Here is a 16,019-nt window from a genome sequence, read left to right as displayed (position 1 = left end):
TACATTGGAGAATGTATATATATTAGGAACTAAAAAAAGCCCGTTAATACGGGCTTTTTCTATGCATTCTTTTGAAGCACTTGTGGCGCTTATTTGTCTAGAAATAGCAAAATAGCCCTTCGTTTCTTCGGAAATTAGATAAAACGAAAAGGCCATTTCTACATGTTTCATTTAGTTTAGAGATGAGCCTGACGTCACTACTCGTCTGACTATCTACTTATATTATAGGGATAAAGATATATATCGTCAAATTGAGATAAACCTTATAAATACTAAATATATACGAAACCCATAAATACTAAATATATACAAAAAGCTTATATATGCTGAATTATAAAATTATTAATAATAGGCACAGTTTTATTTGCATAGTATACTTATGCTAATAAGGTTGTGCTTATTTTGTTGTAATGTGAGAGAAGAAAAAGAGAGGGTTTTATGTTACGTAAAAGTGTAATTATGATGGCAGTAGCAACTGCTTTCACCATAAATGTAAGTGCTGTACAGATCGAAGTGCCAGCCGGGCAGCCGCCTATGCCTGGAGCAGATACGAGCATTCCTGCCAATGCGTATGAGAATTATCGTCATATTAATGAGGTAGCGGAGAAAAAAGCAGAGTCATTTAGTCAATTTATAAAATCAAAGCCTACAAATCCTCCATCTTCCTTCGATAAGCTAAATTCGGAACATCCTGGTTTTGCTAAGGCTTTGGAGCTTGCAGATTATTCGCAGTCTACAGTGGTATTGATTCATGAAGGGGATAAAAATATCAGATTATCCGTGCCAAATGTTAGCTTCCGCGGTGATGTGATAGAATCTGAGGCTGGAAAAGGGCCGTTATTTGCCGTTCAAAGTCTCAGTACATTTTTAGTAGTAGGACCACCTCATGGGAAAGAGCTTAGTAAATATGCTGAAGGTGAAGGAAAATATAATTATCCAGGGTTGAGGAATGCATCTTGGAAGTTCATGTCAAACAATTCTCGCATAATGTATACGGAATTCACTCCGGATGATACAAAGACAACATATGGAGTTACTTATGGTGGATGGGTTAATACAGAAGATCCATATCAAGATAAAGCACCTGAGGTGGTGATGAGTAATTATATTATTCCATCCATAGAATCCTTATCTAGCTTGGATAATTATAGCCAAATTGAGCATTGGGGCAATTATAGTTATCGTATTCCCAAAACGGCTAAGTTGATCAGTGAAGCCGTCGAAGATGGGGTGTATGATGTGAGACTATATGAAGATACAGGAGCTAAAATACGGGTAATACGTAGCTCAATTAAGGACAAAAAGAAAGATGTAACGATTATTAAGATCCCAATACTATATTTTTTACATAAATATGGTGATTTAGAAACACCCACACAATACGCAGTAGTATGGAATAATGGGATTGCAGGTTCTTTGGTTGATTCCTATAAGCCTAATCATGAATCCTATCTCCGTCATGTTGTGAGAGATTCTGTTTACGTTTACAGCTATCGTATTAATTATGATGAAAGTAAAACGTCTTATACACATAAACAGCTAAGAGATATGATCGAATACGTAGGCTTTGATGATGCGGCAAAGTTACGAAAAGAGTCACAATGGCGGGAAGAAGAGGCATATAAGGAGAGACTTGAAAATAGTTCCATCTTTAGTTCATGGTATATGGGATGGATTAAGCTATTAAGTAAATAAGCCGTATTTGACTATTTAGTTTGAGAGAGGTTTTTATGATTCAACGTATTTTGATGCTAGCCCTTGTGTTGTTAGCTTTCACCATGCCCACAGAGGCAATTACCTATCAAGAGTTGAAAACATCACCACAGTTTAAGTTAGTTCATACTCGATCGATGAATGGTCCCATGGAGAGTGGTGGCTTGTATATCTATTTAAACACCTATTCTATTGAAGCTCTTCGCTATGCACCGCCACAGTATTCCTTGCGTGGGACCTACTATGTTGTGATGGATACGTCTTATCAATCTACTATCGATGAGAGACAGCTTACCGTGGATTATGATACAAACTATTCGTTAGCGACCCTTATTCATTCGTCTCGTATAATGAACCCAAGTCCATCTATGATGGCTTTGATTGAGGCTAGTGAAAGTAAGTCTGGTTTAGCTATGACAGAGGTGGAGGTGGCGAAGTATACCTTTGATGGGGCGACGAAGCTAATGCATTATGTGAATGATACGCGTAAGTTCCCACTTAATCGTAATAACACTATTATGTATGATATAGCGGATGCTATGTTTATGTCCGTGTATCAACAGCATTTTGATGATATTGTGGTACAGTGAGGTGGACGATGAAACGCATGTATTTACTTTCACTATGGTTATTAGCCTGCCTCGTATTGCCCATGAAAGGGCAAGCCGTATCACAAGCTGAGTTATTAAATCCGGGTCGATATCTACATGTCAACTCTAGCGTTGGCTCTGGTCGTGGTGACGGCAAATACTTGGATCTTAGTTCTATTAAAGCTATAGATGCACCCGATGGTCATCGACGTGTAGAAGCGACTATTTATGTGTTAATGCCTGCGGCTAATTTGATTCAAGGTATTCATCTTACGTATGATTACCAATTGAGACAGTCTTTGCGTCATTTAATTAATGCTCATAATCAAGCTCTAAAACAAGGCAATAAGATACCGTATATCTCTATTTGGCGTGCAAAACAAGGGAACTCAGGAATCACTGGAACTGTTAATGATGGCGGTACCTATTATAATGATGGACAGATTCGCCAACAACGTGTATATAAAGAAAATCTAAATGCTATGATTCTACCTGCTGATTTTGGTGATGAAAAATATAAATTGCCTAATTTGCTCTATCAAAAAGCATATGGTATAGCTTATGACGATGAGACATAATAAATTATTGATAGTATTAGAATGGTCAGAATCGAGGATAGACTTAGATTAATGATTAAACTTATTTTTTGGTTTCTGTTAAAGTTTGTACTTTTACTTATTTGGGGAGCCTCTATTTGGGGGATTTATACATTACTGTACGATCGATATGTATTAGAAGCATATCCATTAAGAGATTATGTGCCGGTATTGATTTTTTGCTTTGGGAATATTTGGGTTTTACCATGGGTAATTTTATGGTATGAGAAACTATATCCTGTGTTTGATAAACCGAAAATGTATTATAGAGTGAAAGCATGGTTCATTTCTTTAAAAGAACAATCTACCGTGGGTATGTGTATATATAGTTGTATAGATTTTTTAATAAAGTTATGTCTAATAACGTATGGCACTATGGTTGTTTTAGCTAGTTTTATTTTGGCTGGTGTTATATTAGTTATTCCTCTGCTTATAATTCTTGGATTGATATTTCGTTAGCTTTTGAAAGCTTTTGAACACGCATATTTTATTTCTGATACGCTCTAAACCTATTTACACAATGCAAAAGCCAAACTATTCATATTTAGAAATAGCTTGGCTGTTGTCATTGCTTTTGGAGCCTTAGTAGCCCTTATTTGCCTTGCAAAAAGCAAATAGCCCTCCGTTGCCTAGTGTGACTAGATAACTGAAAGGCCATTTCTTCATGCTTTTGTGTAACTAGAGATGAGCCTGACGTTAGGACTCGTCTGACTATCTACTTATATTATAGAGTTAAAGATATATATCGTCAAATGGAGATAAACATTATAAGTACTAATAGAGATAATCCCTTTACATTTTAAAATATAAAATTATTAATAATAGGCACAGTCTTATTTGCATAGTATACTTATGCTAATAAGGTTGTGCTTATTTATGTTGTAAATGTGAGAGAAGAAAAGAAGAGAGGGTTTTATGTTACGTAAAAGTATAATCATGATGGCATTAGCAGCTGCTTTCACCATGAATGTAAGTGCTGTACAGATTGAAGTCCCTGCTGGACAGACACCTATGCCAGGGGCTGATGCAAGTATTCCGGCCAATGCGTATGAGAATTATCGGGCCGGTAGTTTGAGTAATGTAGGGGCTAGTGATGTTATAGAGTTACATTCTAAATCTGAAAAGCGTATGGAAATGTATGCAACTGACTGGGGTCTAACACGAGATGAAGTTAATCAGATAGCAAGCGATTCTAAAAAGATGATGGATTTGCTTGTTAATGAATCTACTGTTGTGTTGTTGCATGATGATCGTACTAATATCCGAGCATCTGTTCCTGGACTACTATTAGCAAGTAAATATTATCCAAAACGCAGTGATGGTGAACGGTTATCTATTGTAAGAGAGAATTCCATGTTTTTTGCAATCGGCACGAAGCCGAATTATGATGATGCTTTACGTAAACTAAAATCAGAGCGAAAAGGGGAATTCATATATCCTGGTATTTCACATGGCAAATGGGCTATTGAAACAGAGTCTTTCGGTGAAAATACGCCTGCTATGGTTGCCGTAGTTGGCTTAGATAGTCAACCAAATAAAGAGTATATGATAGGGCTTAGCTACAAAAATCAGCCGGTTACCGATAAGCTAGAGCGCGTTATGAGTAATTATGTGATTCCATCGATTCGCTCTTTAGATGATATGGATCATTATAGTGAAAGTGTCAACTGGGATAATCTCATATATCGTATTCCTAAAGGACTTACACTAATAGGACAGAAATCGTTAAAGGACTCTGCCGAAATGAGAGACTATCGTGGATTAGGTATGCGACTTATTGTGGCTAAGAAGCCTGTAAAAGTAGATGATAAATATATGTATTCTTTTATTAACGAAATTTCAGAAGTAAAGCCAGAAAGTCAAATTATAGGTGATGTACCTATCCAATCAGCATCTGTTTGGAATAATGGTGTTCCTAGTTTTTTGGTAGATAACTATCAACCAGGCAAAAAGTCTTTAATGCATCGATTTTTACGAGATGACAAGAATGTATATATTATGAGTTTAGTTTATACTGATGGAGCTATACCATATTCTCATATTCAATTGCGTAATACAGTAGAATATTCTGACTTTGCAAATATTGAAACATTGAGAAATAAAGTAATTCGCATTCAAAGTCAAGAAAGAATGTAATACGAAAATTATTTTCATATTAGTGAAAATGCCTAAAAAGAAGCCTGATGCAGATCCAAGCTTTAATCCGTGGTATATGAAATGGATTGAAATATTAACTCAATAAGAACTTTAGTGTTAAAGTTTTTATGGTATTAGATAGGAGAGAGGCAATGAGTAAACTCAAGTACATCAAAATTATATTAGTGCTTTTGCTTAAGGCTTATCTTGTTTATCTATGGATTAACTTTGTAGAGACCTTTACTCAGCTACTCTATTATATTTATGTATTGAAAGCATCTTCATTGGAGCAATTCGGTCTATTTCTATTCTTTCTCTTTGGTAATATATGTTGTATTCTGTGGCTTGTTTTATGGTGTAAGCGATTACCGCCAGCTTTTAACAAACCAAAAATATATTATAAAACTAAAGACTGGATACGATCTAAGAAACAAGAAGCACCTATCTATAAAGTTCTATTTGGTAGTTTACTTCTTTTGTTAAAGCTATATCTTGTAGTGTATATCTTAATTGCTGTCTCTACTGTTTTAAGCATTCCATTGATAGATTATTAGTATTCTATCAAACGTTAAATTAACTAAAAAGCTGAGCTGCTATGTTGATTAAATTGCTCAGCTTTTATTAGTTTATTCGTATATTTATATAATACAATGCTTATTGTATCGCATATTAGTTCGTTCTATAATAGTCTTAGGATAGTTAGATGAGGTTGGGCCTCTCTTCGTTTTTGAAGGGAGGGATAAGTCTATGAGTGATTATGAAATAATCATGCTCCTCTTACAAGTACTGGCTGTTGTCATTGCTTTTGGAGCCTTAATAGCGCTTATTTGTCTCACAAAAGACAAATAGCCCTCCGTTACCGCATGGTAGCTAAGTAAACAGAAAGGCCATTTCCTAAGTATTTTGATTTTCGAGATGAGCCTGACGCAACTACTCGTCTGACTATCTACTTATATTATAGAGTTAAAGATATATATCGTCAAATTAAGATAAACATTATAAGTACTAATAGAGATAACTCCTATACAATCTAAATTATAAATGATAAATAATAGATAATAGGCACAGTCTTGTTTGCATAGTATACTTATGCTAATAAGACTGTGTTTATTTATTTTGTAAATGTTTAGAAATATGAGAGGATATATGTTACAGCGATTTTTAATAACGCTAGGGCTTATGCTAGCTTTCACCATTCCAGCCCAAGCAATCACGATTGAGGAGCTCACGTCTCAGCCGCAGTTCAAGCAGGTGTCTCAGTTTGTGTCAGATATTCCTAATGTAGACGAGCGTGGCGCGTCCTATATTGACGTGAATACGGTGAAAGTAATCGGTTTTGAGCCGCCTATTTATACGATTAAGGCGACTGTATATAAAGCGTATCAATGGAATGATGAGAAAGTGATTACCGTTAAGGATATGACTTTCACCTATGACATTAGCAATTCAGCAGCTAGCAAGGCCTATCGGGCGCAACAGCAAGGGGCAATGGCGATTAATACTGATCCGAATATGAATGGAGATATGTGGTCTAACTCAGGGATTATGCGCGATGAAGAGGAAATCAGTCGCTTTGGTTTTGATGGAACGCCTTGGCCTATCCATCGAGGGGCCTTCCTGCGCAGACCTGTTGTGAAAGATTCTCTAAATAAAGAGTTTTACGATATCGCTGATGCGGTGTATTATGAAGTATATAAAGAACATTTTGATGAGGTTATTGTTAAGTAAATTCTATGTGCGGAGGTTCTTATGAAACCATTTGAAACGAAGGATTATAAGGCATTTACTATGTTCGAGGATCGTTGGGCGCTGGTTACAGCAGGTACACTTGAGGATTTTAATACGTGTACCGTTAGTTGGGGTAGCATGGGCAACGTATGGGGCCCTAATGGTGGCGATATTTCTACGGTGACAGTGTATATCCACCCAGCTCGTTATACCCAAGAATTCATGGCAAAATACGATACCTTTACTGTTAGTTTCTTCCCTGAAAGCCATCGCAAGGCCCTTGGTTATTTAGGTTCTCATTCTGGTCGCAACGAAGATAAGGTGGCTAACTCTGGGCTAACACCAGTGGCGGCAGGGAACGGTGTGACTTTCAAAGAAGCAGATTTAACATTTGTATGTAAAAAACTGTATGAACATCAATTTGATGAAGCTCATTTGGCAGATAGCGTAAAGGAATATTATGCAGCGAATCCGGCTGCGTATACCCAAGCTGGTAAAGATCGTTGGGAACCACACTATATGTACATCGGCGAAGTAGTTGAGGCTATAGAGAAATAGACAATCCATTTAATACACAAAAAAGGCAGCCCTTAGGAGCTGCCTTTTTTGCATTGTTTATCAAAAGAAAGTGAGACGGTATTTACTACCTGTATTTATAATAACATAGGGCATGGGCATAAAATGCCACATAATATTGATACAAATTCTTAGTTTTAATTTTAGTTCTTTATTTTGGTTTTTATGTTACTTTGTATGCCGCATTTTTCTAAGGGATTTATCAAAATAAGTCATAATTTTGATGAAAAATTAGTATATATGAGTCGATAGTGAGGGATAGCTTATATAGTGGGTTCCTTCAGTGAGAACTACTATAAATTGTATATTTTAGCAAAATTTTGTGAATTTTAACCCCACAAAAAGGTCAAAATCTGATATAATAATAGTATCAAAAACAACTACGCGAATGCGTAGTTTTCTTATTTTGTGTTTGGTATAGGTAGTCCCATGAGTGTAGTGAAGCCCTTATTATGGCTATTAGAACCGTATATCGTATATAAAGCCTATTTGTGGGCCCTCCGCTTTATAGCACATCCAGTGACGTGGGAAGGCGAAATAGATTTGTTCTCCTTGACCTTAACGATGCTGCTCATTCTTGATGCGGTGGCGTTACCATTGGTCATTTTATATTGCCCTAGCTTAAATCCTGGTAAGCGACTTCCTAATTGGATTCATCGTTTAGGTACGCCTATCTACATCGTTCACAATTGGCTAGATGGCAAGGTTGGCGGCGGTACGTCTACGCCGATTGTATGGTTACGCAAAACCTTACATTCCCTATTGTTATTTATCTATTTGCTAATCCCGCTCTACGTAGGTGGTCATCTCGTGATGGGCCTCGTAGTGGCTCTCATGTATGATGTCCTCGTGTGGGCACATGGAGGTGTGTGATGGCGACTTGCGAGTGGCCTACAACGCCTTTGTATCAGGCCTATCACGATCATGAGTGGGGGCGGCCTATTCATGATGATCGGTTGCAGTTTGAACATCTCTGTCTTGAAAGTCTTCAATGTGGCCTCAGCTGGCTTACGATTTTGAATAAACGAGATATTATCCGAGGCTGCTTTGATCATTTTGATATTGATACGGTTGCTAGTTATGGTGAAAGCGACGTAGAGCGAATCTTACAGACTGAGGGGATGCTCAAGTCTCGCCCTAAAATTGAAGCTATCATCAATAATGCTTCTGCTTTTAAAGATATTCAAAATAAATTTGGTTCGTTTTGCAACTATATCTGGGCTTTCACAGACAATAAAACTATTATTTATGAAAGCCACCCTGATGGAAATGTACCTGCGAAGAATGGCTTGTCCACGCGGATTAGTAAGGACCTAAAGAAACGAGGTTTTAAGTTTGTAGGCCCTGTTACCATCTATTCCCACCTGCAAGCTAGTGGTCTCATCAACGATCACGGCAAGGACTGTCCTTGTTTTGACGATATTAATGCAAATGCTGATATTATTCGACTACCTGTGGATGGTGAGAATTAATATAGTTCTTATTATTCTGTATTTAGCGTTATATTTCTTTACTTGCTTTTCAATGTCTGTTGTAACGTATTCATATAATGATTAGTTAACAATAGTTTTTATACATAATTCATTTTACAAAGTTGAATTTGTGTTAAACCGCACCTTAAGGTGTATACTATAGTCGATGGAAAGATAGCGTTCCATCATATGTCGGCCCGCTTTATATACAAACACATATATTCTCTCTCTCCAAAGCGGGTCTCTCATATACTTCTCTCTCAACGCTATAAAATAACATGAAGCCTCTATCCTTAACTGGATAGGGGCTTTTTGCTATATATCGGAATGTTAGATTGTATGTCTCGACAAATTGATTTATTTCGATATAGTTGATATACTGATGATGAAATAAGCATTTACTTTCACAATTTAGAAAGGAAAATATATGATTGGTTTGGGCACGGCCATTAACATTGGCCTCATCATAGCCGGCAGCTTGTGCGGCCTCGCATTTGGTCGGTTTATGAAAGAAAATTTGAAACAGACGCTCATGATGGTGAGCGGCATTATCGTTCTCCTCCTTGGGATGAGCGGCGCCATGCAGTATATGCTAGTTATTGTAAACGGCACGCTGCAAACGACGGGGCCTATGCTCATGATTATTAGCATGGTGGCAGGCGCTGTAATTGGCGAGCTTATCGACCTTAACCGTTGGATTACTGTTTTTGGTGACTGGGTGAAAGCAAAAACTGGCAACACTGGTGATCCGCAGTTTACGCACGCTTTTATTACAGCGTCCCTTACGTTTACCGTGGGGGCCATGGGCGTACTAGGCTCTATTCAAGACGGCTTGACGGGTAACTACCAAACGCTATTGTTGAAAGGCATTCTCGACGGCATCATCGTTATGGTTATGGTGTCCTCTATGGGCAAGGGCGCATTGTTCTCCTTTATTCCTGTGGGGATTACCCAATGGATTATTACAGCTATGGCTCACATCGCTGCGCCTCTAATGACGCCGAGTGCTATCGATAACCTGTCCTACGTGGGATCTATTCTGATCTTCTGTGTCGGTATTGACCTCATCTGGCCTGGTAAAATCCGTATTGCTAACCTATTGCCAGCCATCTTTGTGGCTATGGGCTTAACATTCTTGCTGTAAATCATACTATAAATAGCATTATAAGAAACCTATATTCTCTAAACCTTTGATATGTACCTTGTACATGAGGTGGAGGATATAGGTCTTTTTATTTTCTGAAATTATTTTGTAATAAAATAACTTATGATATTTCTCCACTCAATCAAGTTAATGACATCCCTCAACCCAATTAAGTTGATAGATATAGATCCTTACGTTCCGAAATAGGTGACCAATAGAGTCACTGCCAAAGTAGGATTTGGCTGGTATTACCTAGAAATCTTTTACCGAAATCGCAAGCAGAATAATTCTAATCCCAATCTACCTGTTATTCAGGTAGATATTATTGAATTATACCTGTTTAACAGGTATAATCAAAGGAGAGATTCTATGATTATCGGATTTAAGGAGATAAAAGTATGAAGGAACTAATCCCAGTACCTAAAATGAGTGAGGTTCTACATGAAGAATTTATGCAACCATTGGGGCTAAGTGCGTACCGTGTTGCGAAGGATATTATGGTTCCTGTATCACGAATACAAGAAATTCTTCAAGATAAACGAAAAATTACGGCAGATACAGATTTACGATTGTGTAAATATTTTGGCATGTCTAAAGGGTTTTTCTTAAGATTGCAGATGGATTTAGATTTGCTTGAAGCAGAGGATACAGAGGGATTGCAAGCTGATTTAAAAAATATTATATGTATTACAACTCAATCTATTGCTGATTGATAATTTTCGATATATTTGGTACACTTAATCTATAAATAAATCGTTATAACATTATGTATTACTATAAGGAGACGCTATGTTATTCGTTGAATATCCTAAATGCACAACATGCAAAAAAGCAAAGAAATTCTTAGATGATCATAATATTAAATACACAGATCGTGATATTAAGTCTGAAAACCCTACAGCTGAAGAAATCGCCGCATGGTACCCACAATCTGGTAAAGACTTGAAAGCATTCTTTAATACTTCCGGTATGATTTATCGTGAACAACAATTGAAGGATAAATTGCCAAACCTTAGTGAAGAAGAAAAACTAGCTTTATTAGCATCCAATGGTATGCTCGTAAAACGTCCTATCTTGGTTCTTGAAGACAAAGTTCTAGTGGGCTTTAAAGAAGCAGAATGGATTGAGGCGTTGAAGCTCTAATTTCATATTAGTTAACCGAAAGAACAGGTCCCTAAAAGCCTCCAAAGCGAGCTAAGTCGTTTTTAGGGACCTGTTCTTTCTACATCTAATAAAGAAATTAGAGCTATCAACTAATACCTCTTAGTATTAAGTCATTTTTAGAGATAGGGGCTTTTCTTTTTATATGAAATTAGCATCTTTAACTAGGGCCTATTGAAGTGTTTCCAAAGCGAGATAAGTCGTTTTTAGGGATCTGTTCTTTTTACATCTAATAAAGAAATAAGAGCTTTCAACTAGAGCTTTAAAGGGAGAGGTCATTTTTATGAATTTACTTTTTCCTATTTTGTAATGGAAATGCAGTTCTTTATTATTTATCAAAAAAATTAATTTGTATATAGTTTGTATGTTTTGTATAATATTTACATTGTAGATATACCCCTATGGGTACATAGAGGCTACATTACCTCAGGTATAAAAAAGTTTACATTACCTCAGGTATAAAAAAGTTTACATTACCTCAGGTACAAAGTGTTTTAAATCACCTTAGGTACAAAGTGATTTAAATTACTTTAGGCACAGATCGTTTTAAATTGCTTAAGGTATAAAGCGTTTTGAATTATTATTGTGTTGTTTTGTGTTTTATTTCCGGAGTAAGTAAGGCCGGTTCTAGTGTATAGAGAGGTCCATATGAAGTTTTTACAGTCTTTATCAGCGCAGGTGTCGCTATTTACGCAAGGTGCTATTTTGGCACTAGGTGTTGTATTTATCCTATTAGATGTAATCACAGAGGTGCTAAATCCCGTTATAGATTTAGCGTGGGTAACGGTTCTAGTTTGTGGTTTACCACTATTTATTAACAGTGTTCAAAGTATTTGGGAGCGTTTAGAGATCCATGCTAATTTCCTCATTGTAGTGGCCATGGTGGCGCTCATTTCCATTGGCGATTATCATACGGCGGCCTATGTGGGGCTCATCGTACAGGCTGGTTTCTTCTTGGAGCAGCTTATTACGGGTGAGTCACATTACACTGTAGATGATGATATGCTTCCTATGATGCCATCTCAACTAGTGGCATTGCGTCAAGGTATCAACAACTACTCATCGGTTATTGTAGTGGCCGTGTTGTTATTGTCTATGGGTTCCTTTGCATTGACACAGGATTTCATACATACTGTAACCTTGTTATTGGTACTATGCCCATGTTCCTTGGAACTTATTTTAGTAGCGCTCATGATGGGGTCTCTTGTGGATGACGCATCTCCTGTATCGGAGCTTTCAAAAGTAACAAAGCAGTCTCATTTAGGTCTACTCATCGTGTCCATTGTGTTCCACGTTGCCATCATCGGTGCTGGTGTATTTGGTCTTATCGATCCTGTTACGGCCGTTGCATTGCACGGTTTGGCACGACTGGGTCTCGTATATAATTTGAAAGTTCTTAATAGTTCTTTATGTATTGCATAATATAAAAAAATCCCCTAGTAACCATGTGTTACTAGGGAATTTTTATGTTCATACAACAGCTAGTTGTAGATTATTCTTTTGCTTGGGATTTGTCACCAAGTGTGAGAAGTAGGAATACGATAGCAAGGATACATGCACCAACGAGGGCTACGAAGCCGCCATCCCAACCATAAAGGTCAACCATGAGACCCATGAACGCACCAGCACCAGCGGAACCGATGAGGTAACCAAGAAGGCCTGTAAGACCAGTAGCGCCACCTGTTGCTACACGTGGTACCATGTCTGCTGCTTGAAGGCCGATCATCATAACAGGACCGTAGATGAGGAAGCCAATAGCGATAAGTGCTAAGTTATCGATAAGGATATTGCCTGCTGGGTTGAACCAGTAAACAAGGATTGCCAAGATAACGAATAGCATGAAGCAGATCGTAGCTGGAGCACGACGGCCGCGGAATACGCGGTCACTCAAATAGCCGCTTACGAGCATGCCTGGAATACCAGCCCATTCGTATAAGAAGTAAGCCCAACGGGAACCTTCTTTTGTAAAGCCTTTCACAGCAGTCAAATAAGTAGGCGCCCAGCTTACTACGCCATAACGGATGAAGTATACAAAGATATTTGCGATTGCAAGATACCATAAGTATTTGTTATGCAAAATATATTTGTAGAAGATTTCTTTGAAAGTAGTTTTATTTTCATCTTTTACTTCAGTTGCTACTGTTTCGTGTTTATATTCCTCAATAGGTGGCAAGCCACAAGATTGAGGTGTATCTTTCAACAAGAAGAATGTAACCACAGCTAAAACGATAGAAATAAGAGCAGGGAAGAAGAAAATACTATGCCATGTACCAAATAGATAGATACCTAACGTAGCAAGAGGTGCGATAATACCGCCACCAAGATTGTGGGATACGTTCCACCAAGACCACCAAGCACCGCGTTCAGAACGGGAGAACCAAGTTACCATATTTTTCGCATATGGAGGATAGCCCATACCTTGGAACCAACCATTTAAGAATGCAAGCACACACATGATAGGAATACTGCTTAACACACCAGGTAAGGTGCCGAATAATAACATAACTAAAGCACTGAGCAATAGACCTACTGTGGAGAAGTATTTTGGGTTAGAGCGGTCAGACGCATTACCCATGACAAATTTACTTATGCCGTATGCTACGGATAAGAGGGTCATGACAATACCAAGATCCGCTTTAGTGTAGCCGTACTCAGCAATCATGTACGGAACAGCTAAACTAAAGTTTTGGCGGATCAAATAGAATGTAGCATAACCAATAAAAGTACCTGCAAAGACTTCTTTGCGAAGACGTTTGTAGGTGGAATCGATTTGCCCCTCTGGTAATCGTTCAATATGAGGAGCAGGAGAGAAAATCGACATCATCACACATCCTTTCTACAAAATGCCATTGTAATCATACCATGTATGACCAAAAGTCGACTATATTTTATTTTTAATTATGATAAATAGTTATTTTAACGCACCATTATGGGGCTAGCGCATAGGCTGCAGAACATTAAAATATCTTCTATTTAAAAATCCATTTGATTATCAAGATACATGAACGATGCGCCAGCCCTTAAGAAATTTGATGTAGGTATCGACATGGGCGGTGTAGGCAGTGATATTGCTGTAGAAGCAGCAGATATCGTTCTTGTAAAAGCAGCTCGTAAACGCGTCTTTGAAGGGTAATTAAAATTCATCCACTGATTTGATTGATAAGGCGTCATGAGCTAAAACGTAATATAATCAATAAAATAGCGCTATCAATTCCGATAACAACTCTGTATGAGTAGTGGAATTGATAGCGCTTTTATAGTTAGAGAATTACTTGTTTCGTATTCAATTAATTATCTTATAGGCTTAGTTGTAGGTAAACTATATTGTTAATCCACATATGTCACTTTGTAGCCTTTTGGCTCGATTTCACGGCGGTTAAGGCCGTTTGGTAAGTCTGGATAGCCGATAGCCAAGCTAGCGTAGACTTTTTCGTCTTCTCCAAGGCCTAGCTCACGCATTTTAGCTTGGATGCGTTCGTTGTCTTGAAGATGGCGGATTTGGTTAACCCAGCAGCTGCCAAGGTCGAGCTCGTTGCAAGCAAGCATCATGTTTTGCATTGCACATGACACGTCAGCAAAGTTGTTGGCATAACTTGGTTTGCTAGCCAATACGATAAGTACAGGCGCGCCATAGTTAAATACAAACTTGCCTTCTGCGGACATTTTGATGATATTCACCATGTAAGGTAATGTATTTTCTGTAATCGGCATTTTGCCGTATTCCTCTTGAACGAGTGTTACTAACTCATTGAGTACATCTTGGTTCGTAATAACCATGAAATGTGTCAATTGTGTATTACCGCCAGATGGAGCACGGCGGCCAGCATCGAGGACTTGATCGATAAGTTCTCGAGTTAATTGATCAGCTTTAAATTTACGCGTACTATGACGTGTTTTGATACATTCTAAGGTGTTCATATAGTCCTCCTATTATTAATCCGCTTTATATTGTATTTCTTTTATTATACTATATGACATAAATCTAGAAAGAAATTTAGAATGAGATTTAGAATAAGATTTAGAAAAATCTCTAGAAGGGATATGCTAAACGTCTTGAAGAAGCCATGTCCGCATGTGGTATTGAATTCTAATATAAAAAAATTTTGTTAATAGGTTCACAGTTATATGGTGTGATTTCTGCCCATAAATTCTATAGATTTACTTATTTTTTTAATAAAAAAGAAAAAATATATTAATTAATTGACAAATTTAAAAATATCTGAACAAAGTAGATTTTTTACGTTGACTGCTTGCTGTAGAATTGTGTACAATTAATTTGTAGATTATTGTGTGCATATGGAGGTAGAATATGGCAGAAATTGGCGTGCTCGAAGGTTATAAACATAAAGAAGATGTTCCAGATTTCGAATATTTAAAATTAGAAAATCAGTTGAGCTTCCCACTTTATGTAGTGGCGAAGGAGATTGTTAATGCATATCGCAGTCACTTAGATCCTTTGAATTTGACATATACTCAATACATTGTAATGATGGCATTGTGGCAATATGGTGACTTATCCGTTAAAGAATTAGGCCAAGTATTGCGCCTTGATTCTGGTACGTTAACACCACTTTTAAAGAAATTAGAAGCTAAAGCATTCTTGAAGCGTAAGCGTAGTCGTCAAGATGAACGTGTCGTTATGGTAACTCTTACTGATAGCGGCAAAGCATTACGTGACGAAGCTGTTCATGTGCCGCGTCGCTTGTCAGAAGCTGCTGGTCCAGTTTTCGACGTAGAAGAAACGCGTCAACTACGTGAATTGCTTAACAAATTATTAGACGCAATCGATAACGCAAATACTAGAACAGCAGGAAATAGTAAGCGCTAATTTAGTTTACTCTGGTAAGATCTCATATGCATACATTTTATAATTTAATATATCTAATATTTTCATAAATGTGAT

The 16,019-nt window shown here is 37.4% G+C and carries 16 protein-coding genes; 14 read left to right on the top strand and 2 right to left on the bottom strand.

Annotated features, from left to right (window positions below):
• The first annotated feature begins 438 nt into the window (after positions 1 to 438).
• The 12 genes from VCHSUH04_RS07885 (at position 439) to VCHSUH04_RS07820 (ending at position 12,538) form a co-directional block, all read left to right on the top strand.
• On the top strand, positions 439 to 1,695 hold the full coding sequence (locus VCHSUH04_RS07885) for a hypothetical protein (RefSeq protein ID WP_105086090.1): 1,257 nt from the start codon (positions 439 to 441) through the stop codon (positions 1,693 to 1,695).
• A 35-nt stretch (positions 1,696 to 1,730) separates the two neighbouring features.
• Positions 1,731 to 2,303: a hypothetical protein gene (locus VCHSUH04_RS07880; protein ID WP_105086089.1), complete on the top strand. Its 573-nt coding sequence runs from the start codon at positions 1,731 to 1,733 to the stop codon at positions 2,301 to 2,303.
• Between the two features lie 8 nt (positions 2,304 to 2,311).
• A complete protein-coding gene (locus VCHSUH04_RS07875) occupies positions 2,312 to 2,881 on the top strand; it encodes a hypothetical protein (protein ID WP_105086088.1) in 570 nt (189 codons plus the stop codon).
• A gap of 933 nt (positions 2,882 to 3,814) precedes the next feature.
• Positions 3,815 to 5,035: a hypothetical protein gene (locus tag VCHSUH04_RS07865; RefSeq protein WP_105086087.1), complete on the top strand. Its 1,221-nt coding sequence runs from the start codon at positions 3,815 to 3,817 to the stop codon at positions 5,033 to 5,035.
• Positions 5,036 to 6,181: 1,146 nt separating this feature from the next.
• On the top strand, positions 6,182 to 6,763 hold the full coding sequence (locus VCHSUH04_RS07855; protein WP_105086085.1) for a hypothetical protein: 582 nt from the start codon (positions 6,182 to 6,184) through the stop codon (positions 6,761 to 6,763).
• Positions 6,764 to 6,784: 21 nt separating this feature from the next.
• The gene (locus tag VCHSUH04_RS07850) at positions 6,785 to 7,321 is read left to right on the top strand and encodes a flavin reductase (RefSeq protein WP_105086084.1); all 537 of its coding nucleotides are present in this window, start codon (positions 6,785 to 6,787) and stop codon (positions 7,319 to 7,321) included.
• Between the two features lie 447 nt (positions 7,322 to 7,768).
• The gene (locus VCHSUH04_RS07845; protein ID WP_105086083.1) at positions 7,769 to 8,212 is read left to right on the top strand and encodes a hypothetical protein; all 444 of its coding nucleotides are present in this window, start codon (positions 7,769 to 7,771) and stop codon (positions 8,210 to 8,212) included.
• A complete protein-coding gene (locus tag VCHSUH04_RS07840) occupies positions 8,212 to 8,811 on the top strand; it encodes a DNA-3-methyladenine glycosylase I (protein ID WP_105086082.1) in 600 nt (199 codons plus the stop codon). Before VCHSUH04_RS07845 ends, VCHSUH04_RS07840 begins: the two co-directional genes overlap by 1 nt.
• Positions 8,812 to 9,238: 427 nt before the next feature.
• Positions 9,239 to 9,955 carry a DUF554 domain-containing protein gene (locus VCHSUH04_RS07835; RefSeq protein ID WP_105086081.1) on the top strand — a complete coding sequence of 239 codons (717 nt, stop codon included), beginning with the start codon at positions 9,239 to 9,241 and terminating at the stop codon, positions 9,953 to 9,955.
• Between the two features lie 398 nt (positions 9,956 to 10,353).
• The gene (locus tag VCHSUH04_RS07830; RefSeq protein WP_105086080.1) at positions 10,354 to 10,668 is read left to right on the top strand and encodes a HigA family addiction module antitoxin; all 315 of its coding nucleotides are present in this window, start codon (positions 10,354 to 10,356) and stop codon (positions 10,666 to 10,668) included.
• A gap of 76 nt (positions 10,669 to 10,744) precedes the next feature.
• A complete protein-coding gene (locus VCHSUH04_RS07825; RefSeq protein ID WP_005384960.1) occupies positions 10,745 to 11,098 on the top strand; it encodes a Spx/MgsR family RNA polymerase-binding regulatory protein in 354 nt (117 codons plus the stop codon).
• Between the two features lie 666 nt (positions 11,099 to 11,764).
• Positions 11,765 to 12,538: a hypothetical protein gene (locus VCHSUH04_RS07820; RefSeq protein ID WP_105086079.1), complete on the top strand. Its 774-nt coding sequence runs from the start codon at positions 11,765 to 11,767 to the stop codon at positions 12,536 to 12,538.
• A 70-nt stretch (positions 12,539 to 12,608) separates the two neighbouring features.
• Here VCHSUH04_RS07820 and pgtP read toward each other — a convergent pair whose 3' ends face one another.
• Positions 12,609 to 13,937: a phosphoglycerate transporter protein PgtP gene (gene pgtP, locus VCHSUH04_RS07815; protein WP_105086078.1), complete on the bottom strand. Its 1,329-nt coding sequence runs from the start codon at positions 13,935 to 13,937 to the stop codon at positions 12,609 to 12,611.
• Positions 13,938 to 14,117: 180 nt separating this feature from the next.
• On the opposite strand from pgtP, the gene VCHSUH04_RS10355 reads away from it, so the two are divergent.
• The gene (locus tag VCHSUH04_RS10355; protein WP_255403492.1) at positions 14,118 to 14,249 is read left to right on the top strand and encodes a hypothetical protein; all 132 of its coding nucleotides are present in this window, start codon (positions 14,118 to 14,120) and stop codon (positions 14,247 to 14,249) included.
• 194 nt (positions 14,250 to 14,443) lie between these two features.
• On the opposite strand, the gene VCHSUH04_RS07810 is transcribed toward VCHSUH04_RS10355, so the two are convergent.
• Positions 14,444 to 15,034, bottom strand: a complete 591-nt coding sequence (locus VCHSUH04_RS07810) for a nitroreductase (protein ID WP_105086077.1) — start codon at positions 15,032 to 15,034, stop codon at positions 14,444 to 14,446.
• Between the two features lie 391 nt (positions 15,035 to 15,425).
• Between VCHSUH04_RS07810 and VCHSUH04_RS07805 the strand changes: the two genes are divergently transcribed.
• Entirely contained in the window at positions 15,426 to 15,944 is a 519-nt protein-coding gene (locus VCHSUH04_RS07805) for a MarR family winged helix-turn-helix transcriptional regulator (RefSeq protein ID WP_105086076.1), read from the top strand.
• The last annotated feature ends 75 nt before the right edge of the window (positions 15,945 to 16,019 follow it).

The organism is Veillonella sp. T14073-2, from assembly GCF_002959875.1.
Lineage (GTDB): Bacteria > Bacillota > Negativicutes > Veillonellales > Veillonellaceae > Veillonella > Veillonella infantium.
This window is presented reverse-complemented; position numbering and strand designations above follow the sequence as displayed.